The following is a 19850-nucleotide window of genomic DNA, read 5'->3' as shown; positions in this document are numbered from 1 at the left end:
GCGCTCCTCAGTGCGTCAGGTGCCTCAGTCGAACACGAACGGGCCCGGCGACTGCGGCCCGGTCGCCGTACAGGTGATGGTGATGCCGAAGACGGACATCTCCAGCGAGCCGCCGAACGCCTCCAGGCTGTCGCCGGAGGCCACGGTGCCCGGGAGCGGGCCGACCTGGACGGGGTCACCGGCGGCCATCGCCGGGTTCACCTTGCCGGTGAACTCGACGCTGCCGCCGCCCGCCTTCGCGAGCGTGAGCTTCGAGGAGATCGAGTCGGCGCCCAGCGCGATCGGCGCGGTGACCGCGGAGGACTTGAGGGTGATGGTCGCGGAGGTGCCGCTCTGGGTCGCGGTGAGCGTGGACTCGCCGCCGCCGAAGCTGCCGCAGTCGGCGTTGATCGTCGCGGTGGCGGGGGTGACGGCGAGAGCGGCGGGTGCGAAGGCGAGGCCGGTGACGGCGAGGGCCCCGGCCGCCAGGGCCGCACCTGCTCCGATACGCGTTCGTCTCATGGGGATTCGCTCCCTTTCGGGGTGGGGGAATTCCGTGGGGGGACAGTTCGGCAGGTGGGTGCGGACACGCTGCGCAGCGAACTGGGATCTGACGGTCCGTCGGAACCGTCGTTTCCATTGATGCGCCTGGGGCGGGGGTCGGCAAGGGTGATTTCCGGCCTCAACTACCCACGGGTCACCATGTCTTGGAGGCCCACCACGCGCAGCAGCCGGAGACGTTCGTAGGAGTCCGTGCCGGGGCGGGCTGAGTGGACGACCAGGAGGTGGTGGTGCTGGTGGCTGACCATGACCTCGCAGTCCAGCTCCAGCAGGCCGACCAGCGGGTGCGCGAAGCGCTTGGTCGTCCGGTCGCGCTGGGACACCTCGTGCTCGTCCCACAGCCGGGCGAACTCCTCGCTGCCGGCGCGCAGTTCGGCGACCAGGCCGGCCGGCTCCGGATCGTCGGGGCGTGCGGCGGCCACCGCGCGCAGGCTGGACACATGGGCACGGGCGTGGCCCGGCCAGTCCTCCTCCGGGATGAGCGTGCGCGCCGCCGGGTCGAGGAAGAACAGCCGGATCAGGTTGCGCTCGCGCCGCGGGCGGGACATCACGTCCCCGACCAGCGCCTTGGCCATGGTGTTCTGCGCCAGCACCTCACCGATGTCGTTCACCACCTGCGCCGGTGTGTCGTGCAGCCGGTCCAGGATCAGCAGCAGCCCCGGGCGCACATGCGCCGACGCGGTCTCGCGCCGCGGCGGCTCCTCGCCGGCCAGATGGAACAGATGGTCCTGCTCGATGTCGGTCAGGCGCAGCGCGCGGCCCAGCGCGGTGAGCATCTGGCGGGACGGGCGCGGGCCCCGGGACTGTTCCAGCCGGGTGTAGTAGTCCACCGACATGCCCGCCAGCTGCGCCACCTCCTCGCGGCGCAGGCCCGGCGTACGGCGCCGGGAGCCGGCCGTGAGGCCCACGTCCGACGGGGTCAGCCGGGCGCGGCCACGGCGCAGGAAGTCGGCGAGTTCGGCTCGGTTCACCCCTCCAGCCTGCGGCACGGCGGGCGCCTTATCCAGGGACTGCCGATCCCCTGATCAACGGGTCTCTCCCGCTTCCACCGGCCCCGTCCGAGGGTGGTCGGTGACGAGAGGAGCAGATCATGCTGACATTGGTGACGGGTACGACGGGACAGGTCGGCCGGCGCTTCGTGCCGCGGCTGCTGGCGCAGGCCAGGGCTGGGGAGCGCGTACGGGTTCTGGTCCGGGACGCGGCACGGGGCGAGCCGTTCGCCGACCTGGGCGCCGAGGTCGTCGTCGGCGACCTGCGGGACGCCGAGGTGCTCGGCAAGGCGGTCGCCGGGGTCGACGCGGTCGTCAACGTCGCGGCGGCCTTCCGCGGGGTCCCGGACGAGGAGGCGCGGGCGGTCAACCGGGACGCGGCCGTGGAACTGGGCCGCGCCGCCCAGGCCGCCGGTGTGCGCAGGTTCGTGCAGGTCAGCACGGGCCTGGTGTACGGCACCGGGCGTGGCAGGCCGATGACCGAGGACGACGAGAGCCGGCCCGGCGGGTCGCTGTGGGGTGCCTACCCCGAGTCCAAGGCGCAGGCGGAGCGGGCTCTGCTCGCGCTGGAGGGCATGGACGTACGCGTCGCGCGGCTTCCGTTCGTCTACGGCGAGGGTGATCCGCATCTGGCCCGGGCCGTGGTCCTGCTGCGGGACTGGGCGGCGACGCAGCGGCTGCACATGGGTCACCATGTGGACGTCGCTCAGGGGCTGCTGCGGATCCTGCACGCGCCGGGGATCGCGGGGCGGGCGTACAACATCGCCGACGACGCCCCGGTCACGGCGGTCGAGCTGCATCAGCTGAACGGGCTCGAGGTGCCGGAGGAGTTGTACGAGCGTACGGATCCCGATCCGTGGGTGGGGGTCATGTCCACCGAGCGGATCCGGCGGGAGCTGGGGTATCGGCCGGTGTTTCCGAGTGTTTATGCGGCTCGGGAGGCCGGGGCGCTGTAACGGGGTGCCGCGAGGGGTGGTCTGGCGGGCGCGGGTTCGTTGTGGCTGGTCGCGCAGTTCCCCGCGCCCCTTGGGCGCGTCTAATCGACGCCTTTGATCTGGTTCACCAGCACCGCCCCCGCCACCCCGATCACCGCCGCCACCGCGTACAGCACCCGGTAGCCGCCCAGGTACGTCACGATCGGGGCGGCGAGGGCGGGGGCCGCGACCTGGGGCAGGGCGTTGGCCACGTTGATCACGCCCAGGTCCTTGCCCCGGTCCCGTGCCTTTGGCAGCACGTCCGTCATCAGCGCGAAGTCGACCGACATGAAGACCCCCAGGCCCACGCCCAGCAGGGCCGCCACGACGATCGCGCTCGGCCAGGTCTGCCAGGCGGCGAGCAGGGCGGTGGCCGCCGCCATCAGGACGCCGGACCAGTGCACGAAGGGCTTGCGGCGGCCCACCCGGTCCGACCGGATGCCGCCCACCACGACCGTGGCCAGCAGGGACACCGCGTTCACCGCGGTCAGGATCAGCACGCCCTGCTCGGGGTCGTCGTGGTGGAGGCGGTCGCGGAGGTAGTAGAGCAGGTAGAGGATCACCAGCGCGTTGCTGAGGTTGATCAGGAAGCGGGTCAGCCAGGCCCAGCCGAAGTCCGGGTAGCGGCGCGGGCTCAGCCAGAAGCCGCGCGTGAAGGAGCGCCAGGACCAGGCCGCCCGGTCCGCGGCGTCCAGCCGGAGATCCCGGTACCGGAGCACGTACGGAAGCACCCCGGCCACGACGAACACCGCGCACGCCGCGTACCCCGCCGCGATCCCGCCGACCGCCGTCGCCAGACCCGTCCCGGCGACCGCCCCGAGGATCTGCGCCGCCCCCAGCCAGCCGCCCACGACGCCCCGTTGGAGCCGTGGCACCCGGTCCGGCACCGCGGCCGTCACCGCCGCGAAGGCCGCGTTCAGGGTCAGCTGGACCAGGCACCAGCCGAGCGCCATCAGCCACAGCCCGCCCGCGCCCGCGAGCAGCAGCAACGACAGCGCGCCGCCCGCCGCCCCGGCCACGATCCACGGCGTACGGCGGCCCCGGCGGGCCGTCGTGCGGTCCGACAGCGCGCCGAAGAACGGGTTCGCCGCCAGCGACACCACCGCGCCCGCACCCGTGACCCACGCCAGCAGGGTCTCCTTCGACATCCCCGTGCCGGGCGCGAAGTCCTCCGCCTGCTGGGCCAGCAGGATCTGGAGCGGGCCGTACCAGCCCACCCAGATCGCCACGTTGGCCAGTCCCAGCGTCGCCGTCCAGCCCCCGCCGACCCGTTCGACCGGATCGGCGAGGGCGTGCGGAGGGTTCACCCCTGCGCCCGGAGCACGTCCCGCAGCCAGCCGTACGACGTCTTGGGCGTCCTCGTCTGTGTCTCGTAGTCCACATGGACCAGGCCGAACCGGCGCGCGTACCCCTCGGCCCACTCGAAGTTGTCCAGCAGCGACCACACGAAGTACCCGCGCACGTCCACGCCCGCCTCCACCGCCCGGTGCAGGGCGCGGATATGGCCGTCCAGATAGGCGATCCGCTCCTGGTCGTCGACGCCCTCGTACGAGCAGCCGTTCTCGGTGATGACGACGGGCGGCAGCCGGTCGCCGTAGCGTTCGCGGAAGCCCGTCAGCAGTGCCGTCAGGGCCTCGGGGACCACCGGCCAGCCGAAGTCGGTCGTCGGCACGCCCTCGATCTCCCGTACCGAGAAGGGCAGTTCGGCGGGCATCGTCACGCCGCCGAAGTCGATCTCGGTGCCCTGCGGGGCGCCCACGCGGGTCGGGGCGTAGTAGTTGATGCCGTAGAAGTCGATCGGCTCGGCGATGACCTTCAGGTCCGACTCGATGTCTCCGGGCATCAACTCGCCGATGCCGTCCGGATATTGACCGAGCAGCAACGGGTCGGCGAACAGCCGGTTCAGGAGCAGGTCGTAGAAGTCGGCCGCCTCCAGGTCCGGCTGCTCCCGTGACGCCGGCCAGGTCGGCCCGTGCGAGTTGGCGATGCCGATGTCGGTGGCGCCGGCCGCGCGCAGGGCCCGTACCGCCAGGCCGTGGGCCAGCAGCTGGTGGTGGGCGACCGGAAGGGCGTCGAAGAGCAGCTGTCCGCCCGGGGCGTGGGTGCCGAGGGCGTGTCCCAGCAGAGTGTGCTCGGCAGGTTCGTTGAGGGTGATCCACTTCTGGACGCGGTCGCCCAGGCGCTCGGCGACCACGGACACGTACTCGGCGAACCGCGCGGCCGTGTCCCGCTCCAGCCAGTCCAGCGTGAGGGGCAGATCCCAGTGGAAGAGGGTCGGGACCGGCCGTACGCCCGCCGCGCACAGCTCGTCGACCAGACGGTCGTAGAAGTCGAGTCCCTTCGGGGAGTTCACCCGGGGCCAGGAGACCGAGAAGCGGTACGCGCCCACGCCGAGGCCGGCCAGCAGTGCCACGTCCTCGCGGTAGCGGTGGTAGTGGTCGCACGCCACCTCGGCCGTGGAGCCGTCCTTCACCCGTCCCGGCTCGGCCGTGAAGGCGTCCCACACGGACCGCTCGCGCTCGTCCACCGCGCCCTCGATCTGATGGGCGGACGTCGAGACGCCCCACAGGAAGCCGTCCGGGAAACGGGGTATCGGTCGGGTCGCGCCGCGCTCATCGATCGCCATGCGCCGGATCATCCGTACCGGCGGTAACGGAAGTCAACGCCCCGACGTGAACTGCCCGTTACGCTCCTTCTTTCAGCACCCTGGTGATCAGCTTGCGCTGCTCCTCGGAGAGCCGGGGGTCCGAGCAGTACACCGTCGTGCCGTCCACGGTGATCTGGTAGCTGAAGCCGTCCGGAACCCCGACCGGGGGCGTGCCCCGGCCGGACGCGACCGCGCGCTCGGCCAGGGCCTGCCACTCCTGGGCGTCGGGCCGCCCCGAGGTGTCCACCTCGGCGAACCGCTCGATGCCCGCGAATCCACCCGTGCGCCGTACCTGAATACGCATGGATCCCTGTCTAGTACGGACTCAGGAGATCCGCACCCCGACCTGCTCCCAAGCCTTCGAGACGGCCTGAAGTTCCTCGCCGCCGTCCCCGAAGCGGTCCTTCGCGGCCTTCACGGTCAGCTTGGCGAAGTCGGTGAACATGGCCCGGTCCGACAGCTCGCCGCCGGTCAGCACGTCGTACCAGACCTGTCCCGCCTTCTCCCAGGCGTGGCCGCCGAGGGCGGTGGCGGCCAGGTAGAAGGCGTGGTTGGGGATGCCGGAGTTGATGTGGACACCGCCGTTGTCGCGGCCGGTGCGGACGTAGTCGTCCATCGTCGCGGGCTGCGGGTCCTTGCCGAGCACGTCGTCGTCGTAGGCGCTGCCGGGCTCCTTCATGGAGCGCAGGGCCTTGCCGGAGACGCTGGGCGCGAGCAGACCTGCGCCGATCAGCCAGTCGGCCTCGGCGGCGGTCTGGCCGAGGGTGTACTGCTTGATCAGCGCGCCGAAGACGTCCGACATGGACTCGTTCAGGGCGCCGGGCTGGCCGTAGTACGTCAGGTTCGCCGTGTACTGGGTGACGCCGTGGGTGAGCTCGTGGCCGATGACGTCGATCGGGATGGTGAAGTCGAGGAAGATCTCACCGTCACCGTCGCCGAACACCATCTGCTCGCCGTTCCAGAAGGCGTTGTTGTAGTTCTCGTCGTAGTGGACCGTGGCGTCCAGTGGCAGACCGTCGCCGTCGATGGAGTGGCGGGCGTAGGCCTTGAGGAAGAGCTCGAAGGTGGCGCCGAGCCCGGAGAAGGCGCGGTTGACCGTGGCGTCCTGGCCGGGGTCCGTGCCCTCGCCGCGGACCTCGGTGCCGGGCAGGGCGGTGCCGTGCCCGGCGTCGTAGACGGTGCGCAGCGGCCGGTCCGACGGTGCCTTCGCCGTCGGGGCGGACGCGAGGGCGAACTCGGTCGTGACACGGCGGCGGCCGCGCAGCTCGCTGTCGCGCATCAGGGTGCGGCGGGCGGGGCCGGAAAGGGCGGGGTCGTCGTTGCGGGCCAGTTTGTCCAGGACGTGGGGTGGTACGACGGTGCAGAAGACGGGCTCGAAGCCCCCGTTGGTCGTCATGTCCGGCACCATTGCACTGCGTTAGCGGGCTGTCACTAGTCGCAACCATGATTGGTGAAATATGCGGATAGAGAGCGGCACTCTCTGTGACGAAGTGGTATGGCGCACGTTTTGCCCTTTTCGTCCCGCGGGTCCCGCATACTGGAACGGCGCCCCGCATCCGAAGAGCCTCGGCTAGCATGCTTCGCATCATGCGTTTCGGGCTGCTTCTTCTTAGCTGCCGCGGCGAGGGCCTGTAGTCCAGGTCGACTCCCTCCCCGCGGAGCTTCGCGTTGCGTCGTCGGCCGTCCTTCCGGACATCCTGAGGAGCCCCGCAGACATGGCGAACCGCCAGCAGCCCAGCGCTATGCCGATCCACAAGTACGGCCGCTACGAGCAGGTCGACATCCCCGACCGGACCTGGCCGGACAAGCGTGTCACCACCGCCCCCCGCTGGCTCTCCACCGACCTGCGTGACGGCAACCAGGCCCTGATCGACCCGATGTCGCCCGAGCGCAAGCGCCGGATGTTCGACCAGCTGGTCAAGATGGGCTACAAGGAGATCGAGGTCGGCTTCCCGGCGTCGGGACAGACGGATTTCGATTTCGTACGGTCGATCATCGAAGAGCCGGGCGCGATCCCGGACGACGTCACCATCTCCGTACTGACCCAGGCCCGCGAGGACCTGATCGAGCGCACGGTGGAGTCCCTGAAGGGCGCCAAGCGCGCGACCGTCCACCTGTACAACGCCACGGCGCCCGTCTTCCGCCGGGTGGTCTTCCGCGGCTCCAAGGACGACATCAAGCAGATCGCCGTCGACGGCACCCGTCTGGTGATGGAGTACGCCGAGAAGCTGCTGGGCCCGGAGACCGAGTTCGGCTACCAGTACAGCCCCGAGATCTTCACCGACACCGAGCTGGACTTCGCGCTGGAGGTCTGCGAGGCGGTGATGGATGTCTACCAGCCCGGTCCCGGCCGCGAGATCATCCTCAACCTGCCCGCCACGGTGGAGCGTTCGACCCCGTCGACGCACGCGGACCGCTTCGAGTGGATGGGCCGCAACCTGTCCCGCCGTGAGCACGTCTGCCTGTCGGTCCACCCGCACAACGACCGCGGTACGGCGGTGGCGGCGGCCGAGCTGGCGCTGATGGCCGGCGCCGACCGCATCGAGGGCTGTCTGTTCGGGCAGGGCGAGCGCACCGGCAACGTCGACCTGGTCACCCTGGGCATGAACCTGTTCTCGCAGGGCGTCGACCCGCAGATCGACTTCTCCGACATCGACGAGATCCGTCGTACGTGGGAGTACTGCAACCAGATGGAGGTCCACCCGCGCCACCCGTACGTGGGCGACCTGGTCTACACCTCCTTCTCCGGCTCCCACCAGGACGCCATCAAGAAGGGCTTCGACGCGATGGAGGCCGACGCGGCCGCCCGCGGCGTCACGGTCGACGACATCGAGTGGGCCGTGCCGTACCTGCCGATCGACCCGAAGGACGTCGGCCGCTCCTACGAGGCGGTCATCCGCGTCAACTCGCAGTCCGGCAAGGGCGGTATCGCGTACGTCCTGAAGAACGACCACAAGCTGGACCTGCCGCGCCGGATGCAGATCGAGTTCTCCAAGCTGATCCAGGCCAAGACGGACGCCGAGGGCGGCGAGGTCACCGGCTCCGACATCTGGGCGGTCTTCCAGGACGAGTACCTGCCGAACCCCGAGAACCCGTGGGGTCGTATCCAGGTCAGGAACGGTCAGTCGACGACCGACACGGACGGCGTGGACACGCTGAAGGTGGAGGCGACGGTCGACGGCGCCGACACCGTGCTGTCCGGTACCGGCAACGGTCCGATCTCGGCCTTCTTCGACGCCCTGCAGTCCATCGGGATCGACGTACGCCTGCTGGACTACCAGGAGCACACGATGAGCGAGGGTGCCTCCGCGCAGGCCGCCTCGTACATCGAGTGTGCGATCGACGGCAAGGTCCTGTGGGGGATCGGTATCGACGCGAACACGACCCGTGCCTCGCTGAAGGCGGTCGTCTCGGCGGTCAACCGGGCGGCTCGCTGACGGTTCGCTCCCAGTTCTCCGTGCCCCTGAGGGGCGCGGAGAACTGTCTGTTTTCGGCCATTGACCTGTGCAGGTCACAGAAAGGTCTCGTTCGGGGTACTGACTCCGCGGTCATGATGTGGCTAACATCACGCCAACGCGGCGATGTTGCCGCGGCATTACGGAGGTGCGACGTGCTGCCAGGACGGGGACGAGACGGCCGTGCCGCCAGGCCTGCGCGCATCCTGGGCACCCGCACCGCATGGTCGGCCGTGGGTGACGGTGAGTTCTTCTGCCCGGGATGCGGAGGCGACCGCAACTACCAGCGGCTGGCCGGCCATCGCCGCTTCACGCTGCTCGGCGTGCCCGTGCTGCCGCGCGGCGAGACCGCCCCCGTGGTGGAGTGCGCGGCCTGCCGCCGCCACTTCGGCACCGAGGTCCTCGACCATCCGACCACCACCCGCTTCTCCGCGATGCTCCGCGACGCCGTCCACACGGTCGCCCTCGCGGTGCTGGCGGCGGGCGGCACCTGCGCCCGTACGTCCCTGGAGACCGCCGCGACCACCGTGCGCGCCGCCGGCTTCGACGACTGCACGGTGGACCAGCTGAGCGCCCTGGTCGAGGCCCTGGCCGCCGACACCGGCCGTGTCTTCGCCGAGCCCTGCGGGGCCGGCCTCGCCATAGAGCTCCACGAGGCCCTGGACCCCCTCGCCGCGCACCTCGCCCCCGCCGGCCGCGAATCGATCCTCCTGCAGGGAGCCCGTATCGCCCTGGCCGACGGCCCCTACACCCCCGCCGAACGGGACGCCCTCGCGACGGTGGGCGCGGCCCTCACGATCTGCACGGACGATGTGACGAGACTGCTGGCGGCGGCGGCCCGAACGCCGTCGTGAGCGCCGTACTCCCCAGGGAGTAATCGCCCCGTCACGTCGCCCCCGGCAGTAGCCCCCAACTCGCCCTCCCGCCCGACGATTCACCGCCCCCCGGCCGGAAGTCTTGAAGCGACTCAGACATCCGATCGGAAGGGGGCCCGTCTCATGGGGGCCGTAGGGACGAGTGGGCGGCGGCGGGCGGTGCCCTGGCTTGTGCTCGGGTTGTGGATCGTCGTGCTGGCGGTGGTGTCGCCGTTCGCGTCGAAGCTCGCCGACGTGCAGCGGGACCGGGCCGTCGACTATCTGCCGGCCAGTGCCGATTCCACGCAGGTGGCCAGGATCCAGGAGCGGCTGCCCGGGGGTGAGGCCACCGAGATGGTCGTCGTGTATCACCGGGACGGTGGGCTGACCGCCGGGGACAGGGCGACCGCCGCCGAGCAGATCGAGCGGATCGCGGGCGAGCACAAGCTCACCGGTGAACCGCAGGGTGTGCCGTCGCGGGACGGGACCACGCTGATGTACCCGGTCGCGAGCACCGAGCCGGGGACCGACGAGGACGCACGCGACCGGCTCGTCAACGACGTCCGGGACGTCGCGCGCGGGAACGACGGGCTGAGCGTCGACGTCGGCGGGTCGGGGGCGCTCGCCACCGACGCCGGCGAGGTCTACAACTCGCTCGACGGGCCGCTGCTCTACACCACCGCCGCGGTCGTCGCGCTGCTGCTCGTCCTCATCTACCGCAGCCCGTTCCTGTGGCTGGTCCCGCTCACCGTCGCCGGCCTGGCCGACTATCTGTCCATGGGCGTCGCCTACGGGCTCAACCAGGGATTCGGGACGTCCGTTTCCGGCCAGAGCTCCGGGATCATGACGATTCTGGTGTTCGGTGCCGGGACCGACTACGCGCTTCTGCTCGTCTCCCGGTACCGGGAAGAACTGCGGCGCATCGAGCGCCCCTACGACGCCATGGTCGCCGCCCTCAGGGGCTGCGGGCCCGCCGTGCTCGCCTCCTCCGGCACCGTCGCCGCCGGACTGCTGTGCCTGCTCGCCGCCGACCTCAACTCCAGCCGGGGCATGGGCCCGCTCGGCACCGTCGGGGTGCTGTGCGCCCTCCTCGCCATGCTGACACTGCTGCCCGCGATCCTCGTCCTGCTCGGCCGGCGCGTGTTCTGGCCGCTCGTGCCGCGCCTCGGCAGCACACCCAAGGCCCGCCGGTCCCTGTTCACGGCGATGGGCGGCTCGGCCGGGCGCCGGCCCCGCACCGTCCTCGCGGCCGGCGCCGTCCTGCTCGGCGCGCTCGCGCTCGGCACCCTCGACCTGCCCGGCAACCTCAAGCAGGAGGACTCCTTCACCTCCAAGCCGGACGCCGTCGCCGCCATGGAGACGCTGGCCGCCGCCTACCCCGAGCGCGGCACCCAGCCCATCAGCGTGATCACGCCGGAGGGCCGCGCCGGGGCCACCCTGGCGTCGATCCGCGACACGCGCGGCGTCGACAGCGCGCGGCAGGGCCGTACCGGAGACGGCTGGACCGAGATCTCCGTCCTCGCCACCGCACCGCCCCAGTCCGCCGGGGAGACCGCCACCATCGAGGCCCTGCGTGAGCGGCTCGACGGCTCCTATGTCGGCGGGGCCAGCGCCCAGCAGCTCGACCTGAAGGACACCAACGCCCGCGACCGCCTCGTCGTCGTGCCGATCGTGCTGCTGTCGGTGCTGCTGATCCTCGTCGCCCTGCTGCGCTCGCTCGTCGCGCCGCTGATCCTGGTGGCGGCCGTGGTCGCGGTGTGGGCGGCGGCGCTCGGCATCGGCGGACTCGTCTTCGGGCCCGTCTTCGGCTTCGAGGGCACCGACCCGGGCCTTGGACTGCTCTCCTTCGTGTTCCTCGTGGCCCTCGGCGTCGACTACGGCATCTTCCTGATGCACCGGATGCGCGAGGAGTGCCTGAGCGGCGCCGAACCGGCCGCGGCCGCGCTCACCGCGCTGCGCACCACGGGCGGCGTCATCGCCTCCGCCGGGCTCGTCCTCGCCGCCACCTTCGCGGTGCTCACCAACATGCCGCTGGTGCAGCTCGTGGAGCTGGGCTTCGTCATCGCGGTCGGCGTGCTCCTGGACACCTTCCTGGTCCGCACCTACCTGGTGACCAGCGCCGGCGTGGCGCTGGGGCGCAAGGTGTGGTGGCCGGGCCCGCTCTCCCGGGGGCCGCAGCCGCCCGTTCCGCCGAAGGAACCGGAGCCCGTGGCCGTGTCCGCCCACTGAACCGACGGGCGCCCCTCCTTCCCGGAGGGGCGCCCCCATCGCGGAGGATGAGCCCGTGCAGGCGAACAGAACACAGGTACGGCCCCGCGTCGGCGAGCGGGTCATGGCGGCCATCAACCGCGACCCCATGACCGCCCCGCACCGCACCCGCAACGACGCGCTCCTGGCCGCCGGGTGGGCCGTCCTCGCCACCGCGATGGCCCTGCTCGCCGACGACGGGCGCCGGCCCGACGCGCTCGGCTGGGCCCTGCTGCTCGCCGCTCACGCCGCCCTGGTGTGGCGGCGCCACCGTCCGCTGCTGGTCCTGCTCGCGGTGATGATCTGCATCGCCCCGTACCACGCCCTCGACAACAACCACGCCGCGCCCATCTTCGCGACCATGGTGGTGCTGTACACGGTCGCCGTGACCGGCACGGTGCGCCGCACCCTGCTCACCGGCGCCGCCGTCCTCGGTGTGACCCTGTTCCTCAACGCCCTCACCAACCCCGACGGGACGGCGGAGCTCCTGCGGATCTCCGGCTGGGTCTTCGCGTTCCTCTTCAGCGGCATCGACGTCCGCTACTACCGCCAGTACGTCGCCGCCATCGTCGAACGCGCCGAGCGCGCCGAACGCACCCGCGAGGAGGAGGCCCGCCGCCGCGTCGCCGAGGAGCGCCTGCGCATCGCCCGGGACCTGCACGACCTGCTCGCCCACAGCATCACCCTCATCGGCGTGCAGACGTCGGTGGCCGCGCACGTACTGGCGGCGGACCCGGAGCGGCTGGACCGCGCGACGATCGCCAAGGCCCTCGACGACATCGCCGAGACCTGCCGTACGGCACGCGGTGAGGTGCGCGGCACGCTGGAAGTGCTGCGCGACCAGGGCGTCGCGGGCGAGACCCGCGGCCCGCTGCCCGGCCTGGACGGAGTGCCGGACCTGGTGGAGACGGCGCGCCTCGCGGGAGCCCGGGTCGTCTCGGACGTACGGGTGCGTCAGGCGCCGCCGGCCGTGGGCGCGGCGGCGTACCGGATCGTGCAGGAGGCGCTGACGAACGTGGTCCGGCACGCGGGACCCGAACCGGCGGTGCGTGTCGCGCTGTACGAGGAGCGGGGCGACCTGCGGCTGTCGGTCACCGACGACGGCCGCTGCCCCGCCCCCGCCGGCCAGGCCCCGGGCCACGGTCTGGTGGGGATGCGTGAGCGGGCCCGCAGCGTGGGTGGCACACTCGACGCCGGGCCGCGCGACCAGGGGGGATTCGAAGTGAGCGCAGTGCTGCCCACCGGCACCGGCCGGGAGGGAGAGCGATGATCCGCGTCCTGCTCGCGGACGACCAGACGTTGGTCAGGGAGGCGTTCGCCATGCTGGTCGAGTCGGCCCCGGACATGGAGGTCGTCGGCCAGGCGGCCACCGGTCGGGAGGCCGCGGAACTGGCCCGCGCCTCGCGTGCCGACCTCGTCGTGATGGACATCCGCATGCCCGACCTCGACGGCATCGAGGCGACCCGTCTGATCGCGGCCGACGAGGATCTGGCCGGGGTACGCGTGCTCGTCCTGACCACCTACGACACCGACGAGAACATCGTGGACGCGCTGCGCGCCGGCGCCTCCGGTTTCCTCGTCAAGGACACCCGCCCGGCCGAACTCCTCGACGCCATCCGTACCGTGGCCGCGGGGGACTCCCTGCTGTCGCCGGGGCCGACCGCACGGCTGATCGAGCGGTTCCTGCGCAGCCCCTCGGCACCCGCGGCCGGCGGGCCCGAATGCCTGTCCGAACGTGAACGCGAAGTGCTGACGTTGGTCGCGCGCGGCCTCAACAACACGGAGATCGCGGAAGCGTTGGGACTCAGTCCCCTCACGGCCAAGACCCATGTCAGCCGCATCATGGGCAAGCTGGGCGCGCGGGACCGGGCACAGCTGGTCGTCGTGGCGTATGAGTCAGGGATGGTGACTCCGGGGAACCTGTGACGGACAGGTCAATGTCTGACCCTCCGTCAAGGGAGCTCGATGACCCTCCTGAGCCGCACACTCCTGGCCACCGCCGTACTCCTGACCCCACTCACCGCCGTCGGCACCGCCTCGGCGGCCCCCGGCTGCACGTCCTCCGTCCCGTACGTCTCGGGCGAGGGCGGCTACGACACGTACCGCATCCCGGCCACCGTCACGACCCCGCAGGGCACGCTGCTGGCCTTCGCCGAGGGCCGGCACGACGGTGCCGGCGACACCGGGGACATCGATGTCGTCCTCAGACGGTCCGCCGACGGCGGCTGCACCTGGGGCCCCCTGGCGGTGGTCGCCGCCGGGGAGGGGGACACACGGGGCAATCCGGCGCCGGTGGTGGATCCGGCCACCGGTGCGGTCGTGCTGGTCACCTCCTACAACAGCGGGGACGTGACGGAGGCCCAGATCATGCGGGGCGAGGTGACGGCGGCGCAGAGCCGTCGGGTGTTCGTGCAGCGCAGCACGGACGACGGCCGCACCTTCGGCTCCCCGCGCGATGTCACGGGGGACGTGAAGCGGGCGAACTGGCGCTGGTACGCGACCGGCCCCGGGCACGCGATCGCGCTGCGGCGCGGCAGGCACGCGGGGCGCCTGGTGGTCCCGTCGAACCACTCTGTGGCCCCGCCGTCCGGATCCGGTGACACCGGGCAGGAGGCGAAGTACTACGGCGCGCACGCCATCTACAGCGACGACGGCGGGCACACCTGGGAGACGGGCTTCGTCGACGAGACGTACGACGGCTACAGCAACGCCAACGAGTCCACCGCCGCCGAACTCCCCGACGGCAGGGTGTACTTCAACTCCCGCGACCAGAACGGCACGAGCGCGGGCAACCGCCTGGACAGCGTCTCCAGCGACGGCGGCGAGACCCTGGACCGCCCGTACACGATCCAGCCCTCACTGAACGACGTGCCGGTGGTCGAGGGCAGCGTCCTCCAACTCCCGGGCACCGGTGCCCCGTTGCTCTTCTCCGGGCCGTCCGTCCCCACCGCACGGCAGTCGATGGCGGTGTGGCGCAGCACGAACGGCGGAGCGACCTTCACCAAGGCACTGACCCTGTCCCAGAAGCGGGCGGCGTACTCCGACCTGGTGGGGCTGGACGGGAGCACGGTCGGCATCCTGTACGAGACGGGCGAGTCGGGGACGTACGAGACGATCGAGTTCCGCCGCCTGTCGATCCCGTAGCTACAGCAACCCCGCCCCCGCCAGGAACTTTCCCACCCGCTCCACTTCCTCGGGCGACAGCGGTACCTGGGGGTCCGCTGTCGCCGGGCAGTCGATGACGCCCCGTAGGTACAGCGCCGCCTTGAACGCGCCCAGGGCCGACGAACTGCCGCCCATCCGCCCGGGATCCCCGACCGTGACCATGCCGAACAGGGCGCACAGACGTTCCTGCTCGGCGCGGGCCGAGGTCAGGTCGCCGGAGCGGTGCAGGCGGTCGAGGCGGACGTAGCCCGCCGGGTCGACGTTGGCCAGGCCCGGCACCGCCCCGTCGGCCCCGATCGCGAGGGCCGCGTCGACGAGGAGTTCGGAGCCGGTCAGCACGCTGAAGCCCTTGAGGTCGGGCCGGTTGCGGACGCCCATGACGACCTCGCGGAAACCGGCCAGATCGCCGCTGGAGTCCTTCAGACCGGCCAGCGCACCCTCGGCTGCCAGGTCCAGGACCACCTCGGCGGGGAGTTCGGTGTGCACGGCGGACGGCAGGTCGTAGGCGATGACCGGGACCGGGCAGGCCGCCGCGATCAGGCGGTAGTGGCGGGCGATCTCGGCGGGGTGGGTGCGCGCGTAGAACGGGGCCGTCGCCACCACGGCGTCCGCGCCCGCCTCCGTGACCTGCCGTACGTGGTCCAGGACCCGTGGCGTCGTCATGTCGATCACGCCGGCCAGGACCGGAAGCCGGCCGCCCGCGTGTCCTACGGCCGTCTCCACCACCAGGCGCCGCTGCCGGTCCGTCAGATACGCCACCTCCGACGTCGAGCCGAGCACGAACAGACCGTGCACCCCGCCCTCCGTCAGATGGTCGATCAGCCTGCGCAGTGACGGGACGTCCACCTCGCGGTCCGGTGTCAGGGGCGTGCAGACGGGCGGGACGACACCGGTGAGCGGGGTGGGGATCATGGTCAGGGCTCCCTGGAACTGTGACTCTGCCGTACGAGGTCGCGGGTGGCCTCGCCCTCCTCCACCGGATGGTGACACCTGTAACGATGCTCGGGGCGAGACGTGGCCGAGAAGTCCGGCATTGCCTCCGCGCATACCTCGTTCGCCTTCCAGCATCGCGTCCGGAAGGGACATCCGCTCGGTGGACGGGTCGCCGAGGGGACCGGACCGACCAGCGGGATCGGGTCGATCGGGTCCAGCAGACCGGGGGTCGCCGAGAACAGGGCGCGGGTGTACGGGTGCCGGGAGCCGTCGGTGACATCGGCCGCCGGGGCCTCCTCGACGATCCGGCCCAGGTACATCGTGATCACCCGGTCGCTCATCCGCCGTACCGTCTGGATGTCGTGCGAGACGAAGACCAGGGCCAGGCCGAGGCGCTCCTTGAGGTCCAGGAGGAGGTTCAGGATCTGGGCGCGCACCGACACGTCCAGGGCGCTCGTCGGCTCGTCCGCCACCACCAGGTCGGGATCCAGGGCCAGCGCGCGGGCGATGGCGACGCGCTGACGCTGACCGCCCGACAGCTGGCCCGGCAGGGCGTCGGTCAGGGCGCGGGGCAGGCCCACCAGGGACATCAGCTCCCGCACCCGGTCCTCACGCTCGCGCTTGGTGCCGCGTTCGTGCACGTCCAGCGGGTCGCGCAGGATCTGCCGGACCGGCAGCCGGCGGTTCAGGGCCGTGGAAGGGTCCTGGAAGATCATGCCCGTGCCGGCGCCGATCGTCGTCCTGCGCTCGGCCGGCGTCATGGTCCACAGGTCACGGCCACGGAAGGCCACCGTCCCCGACGTCGGCCGCTGCACCCCCACCAGCACCTTCGCCAGCGTCGACTTGCCGCACCCCGACTCGCCGACCACGCCCACCGTCTCGCCGGGCGCGATGGTGAGGTCGGCGCCGGTCAGGGCGTACACCTTGTCCCGGGTGAACAGCCCGCCGCTGCGCGCCTTGTGCACGACGTGCGCGTCGGACAGCGTCACCAGCGCGTCCGGGTCGACCGGGCCCGCGGTCACCTCGCCCGCGGTCACCTCGCCCACGGTCACGTCACCGGTGCTCACATCATCCGCGTTCGTCTCGCTCGCGCTCATGTCACCGCCTCGCTCTCCGAGCGGTCCGTCGGCGCCAGAAGGATCGCCGGGTGATGGCAGGCCGCCGTGTGCGTCCGTGTGCCCACCAGGGCCGGCGCGGTCGTACGGCACACCTCGCTCGCCAGCGGGCAGCGGTCCGCGAAACGGCAGCCCGCGGGGAAGTCGGCGGGGGAGGGGACCACGCCCTTGATCTGCGTCATCCGCTCCTGCGCCGACTCCAGGGAGAGCACGCTGCCGAGCAGACCCCGCGTGTAGTGGTGCGCCGGTGCCTCCACCAGGTCGGCGGTCACGCCGGTCTCCACGATCTGCCCGCCGTACATCACGACCACCCGGTCGGTGACGGCCGAGATCAGCGCGAGGTCGTGCGAGACCAGGATCAGCGCGAAGCCGAGCTCCTCCCGCAGCCTGAGCAGCAGCTCTATGATCTGCGCCTGCACGGTGACGTCCAGCGCGGTCGTCGGCTCGTCGGCCACGATCAGCTTCGGGTCCCGGGACAGGGCCATGGCGATCAGGACCCGCTGGCGCTGGCCGCCGGAGAGCTCGTGCGGATAGCTGCGCAGGGTGCGTTCGGGGTCGAGGCCGACCAGGGTGAGCAGTTCGTGGGGGCTACGGCGCCCTCCGCGGCGTACGACCTGCTTGAGCTGGGTGCGGATCGTCATCGCCGGGTTCAGCGAGGACAGGGCGTCCTGGTAGATCATCGCCATCTCGTGGCCCAGCAGCTTGCGCCGGACGCGCATCGGCTCGCCCACCAGCTGCCGCTGGTTGAAGCGGACGTGACCGCGCACCCGGGCGCCCTTCGGCTCCAGGCCCATCACCGCGAGCGCGGTCAGCGACTTCCCGCAGCCCGACTCGCCGACCAGGCCGAGGACCTCGCCGGGCTGCACCTCGAAGCTGATGCCGTCGACGATGTCCACGCCGCCGTGCCGGCCCTCGAAGCCGATGGCCAGGTTCTCCACCGCGAGCACCGGCAGCCGTCCCCCGGGCAACGGCCGGGCCCGGGACCGCAGCCGGGCCGCCGCCTCCGTGAGCCCGGGCAGCTGCAGCACCTGGCCGCTGCCCGGCTCGGGTGCCTCCAGCCGGTCGTGCTGCTCCTTGACGTCGACCTCGCGCGCGGACGGCGCCGCCCACGCGTCCGACACGCCCTCGGAGAGGATGTTCAGGCACAGCACGGTCACCAGCATCAGCAGCCCGGGGAAGACGGTCGCCCACCAGCCGCCGGTGAGCACCATGTTCTTGCCGTCCGCGATGACGCTGCCCCAGGACGGGTCCGGCGGCCGCACGCCCGCGCCGATGAACGACAGCGACGCCTCGAAGACGATCGCCTCCGCCACCTGCACCGTGCAGAACACCAGCACCGGGGCGGCGCAGTTGATCGCCACGTGCTTGAGGACGATGTGCGGGGTGCGGGCGCCGATGACCCGTTCCGCCGTCACATAGTCCTCGCCGTACTGGTCGAGGACGTTCGCCCGGACCACCCGGGCCACGGGCGGGGTGAACAGGAACGCGATCGCGCAGATCAGGACGGTGATGCCGCCGCCGAAGACCGCGACGAGCACGGCGGCCAGCGCGATGCCCGGGAACGCCATCACCACATCGAGACAGCGCATCAGCGTCTCGTCGACCGCCTTGCGGGAGGTCGCGGCGACCGCGCCGATCAGGGCGCCGACGACGAGCGCGAGCAGGGTCGCGCCGAGCCCGATCGCCAGCGACCAGCGGGCCCCGTACATCAGCCGGCTCAGGATGTCCCGGCCGAGGCTGTCCTGGCCCATCCAGTGCTCGGCGGACGGATGCCCGGTGCCGTCGACCGGCGGTTGCTGGTCGAGCGGGTCGTGCGGGGCGAGCAGCGGCGCGAACAGCGCCACCAGGACGACGACGGCCAGGAAGCCGACGGCCACCTTCGACAGCAGCGGCAGCTTGCGCCAGCCGCGCAGACGGATGCCGGGCCGGGACAGCGCGTCGGCCAGACGCTTGCGGTTGAACGTCACGTCGCCTCCCGCAGCCGCGGGTTGACCAGCAGATACAGGATGTCGATGACGAGGTTGACGACGACGAAGCCGATCGCCGTGGTGAGGACGACGCCCTGGACCACGGCCGGGTCACCGTTCTTCACCGCGTCGATCATCAGCTTCCCCATGCCCGGCAGGGAGAAGATCGTCTCGATGACCACAGCGCCCCCGAGGAGATATCCGACGCGCAGGCCGAGGACGGTGAGTGGGTTGATGAGCGCGTTGCGCAGGACGTTCCGGCCGACGACCACGCGGGGCGGCAGCCCGCTGCCGATCGCCGTACGGACGTAGTCCTTGTCCAGCTCCTCCACCACCGCCGTGCGCACGATCCGTGTCAGCTGCGCCGCCACCGGCAGCGACAGGGCTAGGGCGGGCAGGGTCATCGTCTTCAGCCAGCCGGTGAAGGAGTCCGCCGGGTTGATGTAGCCGCCGGTCGGGAACCAGCCGAGGTCGACGGCGAGGTACTGGATCATCAGCAGCGCCAGCCAGAAGCCGGGGGCGGCGACCCCGGTGAGGGAGACGACGCGGATGATCTGGTCGGGCAGGCGGTCGCGGTAGATGGCGGCCGTCACGCCGCCGACCAGCGACAGCACGACCGCGATGCCGAGGCCGAGGAAGGTGAGCTGGATGGTCAGCGGCAGCGCGGTCATGACCTGGTCGACGACCGGCGCCCGGGTCAGGGCGCTGGTGCCCATGTCGCCGTGGACGAGGTCACCGATGAAGGCGACGTAGCGGACGGGCAGGGGATCCAGCAGGCCGTTCTGCTCGCGGAAGTCGTGCAGTTGCTGGGGTGTCGGGTTGGCGCCCTGGAAGAACGCGGACGCCGGGTCGACGTCCGAGAACCGCATGACCAGGAACACGAACAGCACGATGCCCAGCATCAGCGGCACGAGCAGCAGAACGCGCCTGGCCAGGATCCTGACGACGGTGATCACTCAGTGAC

17 protein-coding genes are annotated in these 19850 nt (G+C 71.5%); 7 read left to right on the top strand and 10 right to left on the bottom strand.

Going from position 1 to position 19850, the window contains the following annotated elements:
- Positions 1–24 precede the first annotated feature (24 nt).
- Positions 25–501 carry a hypothetical protein gene (locus ACFPQ9_RS24345; RefSeq protein WP_380856972.1) on the bottom strand — a complete coding sequence of 159 codons (477 nt, stop codon included), beginning with the start codon at positions 499–501 and terminating at the stop codon, positions 25–27.
- 164 nt (positions 502–665) lie between these two features.
- Positions 666–1511, bottom strand: coding sequence for a helix-turn-helix transcriptional regulator (locus ACFPQ9_RS24340; RefSeq protein WP_380856969.1), 846 nt, complete (start codon positions 1509–1511; stop codon positions 666–668).
- Positions 1512–1630: 119 nt separating this feature from the next.
- On the opposite strand from ACFPQ9_RS24340, the gene ACFPQ9_RS24335 reads away from it, so the two are divergent.
- Positions 1631–2485, top strand: coding sequence for an NAD-dependent epimerase/dehydratase family protein (locus tag ACFPQ9_RS24335; protein ID WP_380856966.1), 855 nt, complete (start codon positions 1631–1633; stop codon positions 2483–2485).
- Between the two features lie 80 nt (positions 2486–2565).
- Here ACFPQ9_RS24335 and ACFPQ9_RS24330 read toward each other — a convergent pair whose 3' ends face one another.
- Genes ACFPQ9_RS24330 through ACFPQ9_RS24315 form a run of 4 tightly spaced genes read right to left on the bottom strand, consistent with a single transcriptional unit; the run spans position 2566 to position 6546 of the window.
- Positions 2566–3810: an MFS transporter gene (locus tag ACFPQ9_RS24330; protein WP_380856963.1), complete on the bottom strand. Its 1245-nt coding sequence runs from the start codon at positions 3808–3810 to the stop codon at positions 2566–2568.
- The gene (locus ACFPQ9_RS24325) at positions 3807–5141 is read right to left on the bottom strand and encodes a GH1 family beta-glucosidase (protein WP_380856960.1); all 1335 of its coding nucleotides are present in this window, start codon (positions 5139–5141) and stop codon (positions 3807–3809) included. Before ACFPQ9_RS24325 ends, ACFPQ9_RS24330 begins: the two co-directional genes overlap by 4 nt.
- A 46-nt stretch (positions 5142–5187) precedes the next feature.
- Positions 5188–5454, bottom strand: a complete 267-nt coding sequence (locus ACFPQ9_RS24320) for a protealysin inhibitor emfourin (RefSeq protein ID WP_380856957.1) — start codon at positions 5452–5454, stop codon at positions 5188–5190.
- A 21-nt stretch (positions 5455–5475) separates the two neighbouring features.
- On the bottom strand, positions 5476–6546 hold the full coding sequence (locus tag ACFPQ9_RS24315; RefSeq protein WP_380856954.1) for a M4 family metallopeptidase: 1071 nt from the start codon (positions 6544–6546) through the stop codon (positions 5476–5478).
- A 319-nt stretch (positions 6547–6865) separates the two neighbouring features.
- On the opposite strand from ACFPQ9_RS24315, the gene leuA reads away from it, so the two are divergent.
- From leuA to ACFPQ9_RS24285, 6 genes are all read left to right on the top strand, one after another.
- The gene (gene leuA, locus ACFPQ9_RS24310) at positions 6866–8587 is read left to right on the top strand and encodes a 2-isopropylmalate synthase (protein WP_380856951.1); all 1722 of its coding nucleotides are present in this window, start codon (positions 6866–6868) and stop codon (positions 8585–8587) included.
- 173 nt (positions 8588–8760) lie between these two features.
- Positions 8761–9459, top strand: a complete 699-nt coding sequence (locus ACFPQ9_RS24305; protein ID WP_380856948.1) for a TerB family tellurite resistance protein — start codon at positions 8761–8763, stop codon at positions 9457–9459.
- 144 nt (positions 9460–9603) lie between these two features.
- A complete protein-coding gene (locus tag ACFPQ9_RS24300) occupies positions 9604–11688 on the top strand; it encodes an MMPL family transporter (protein WP_380856945.1) in 2085 nt (694 codons plus the stop codon).
- A gap of 55 nt (positions 11689–11743) precedes the next feature.
- A complete protein-coding gene (locus tag ACFPQ9_RS24295) occupies positions 11744–12976 on the top strand; it encodes a sensor histidine kinase (RefSeq protein WP_380856942.1) in 1233 nt (410 codons plus the stop codon).
- Positions 12973–13632 (top strand): response regulator, encoded by a 660-nt coding sequence (locus ACFPQ9_RS24290; RefSeq protein ID WP_380856939.1) that lies wholly within the window; start codon positions 12973–12975, stop codon positions 13630–13632. The genes ACFPQ9_RS24295 and ACFPQ9_RS24290 overlap by 4 nt, the downstream gene beginning before the upstream one ends.
- Before the next feature lie 39 nt (positions 13633–13671).
- Positions 13672–14850, top strand: a complete 1179-nt coding sequence (locus ACFPQ9_RS24285) for a sialidase family protein (protein WP_380856936.1) — start codon at positions 13672–13674, stop codon at positions 14848–14850.
- Here the strand turns inward: ACFPQ9_RS24285 and ACFPQ9_RS24280 are convergent, their stop codons facing one another.
- From ACFPQ9_RS24280 to ACFPQ9_RS24265, 4 genes are read right to left on the bottom strand one after another with little or no spacing between them, the layout of a single operon-like run.
- The gene (locus ACFPQ9_RS24280) at positions 14851–15783 is read right to left on the bottom strand and encodes a dihydrodipicolinate synthase family protein (protein WP_380856933.1); all 933 of its coding nucleotides are present in this window, start codon (positions 15781–15783) and stop codon (positions 14851–14853) included.
- Between the two features lie 2 nt (positions 15784–15785).
- Positions 15786–16901: an oligopeptide/dipeptide ABC transporter ATP-binding protein gene (locus ACFPQ9_RS24275; protein WP_380856930.1), complete on the bottom strand. Its 1116-nt coding sequence runs from the start codon at positions 16899–16901 to the stop codon at positions 15786–15788.
- Entirely contained in the window at positions 16898–18886 is a 1989-nt protein-coding gene (locus tag ACFPQ9_RS24270) for a dipeptide/oligopeptide/nickel ABC transporter permease/ATP-binding protein (protein WP_380856928.1), read from the bottom strand. Before ACFPQ9_RS24270 ends, ACFPQ9_RS24275 begins: the two co-directional genes overlap by 4 nt.
- Entirely contained in the window at positions 18883–19842 is a 960-nt protein-coding gene (locus ACFPQ9_RS24265; protein WP_380856926.1) for an ABC transporter permease, read from the bottom strand. The genes ACFPQ9_RS24270 and ACFPQ9_RS24265 overlap by 4 nt, the downstream gene beginning before the upstream one ends.
- Positions 19843–19850: the final 8 nt, after the last annotated feature.

It is taken from the genome of Streptomyces coerulescens, from assembly GCF_042657965.1.
GTDB classification, from domain to species: Bacteria; Actinomycetota; Actinomycetes; order Streptomycetales; family Streptomycetaceae; genus Streptomyces; species Streptomyces coerulescens.
This window is presented reverse-complemented; position numbering and strand designations above follow the sequence as displayed.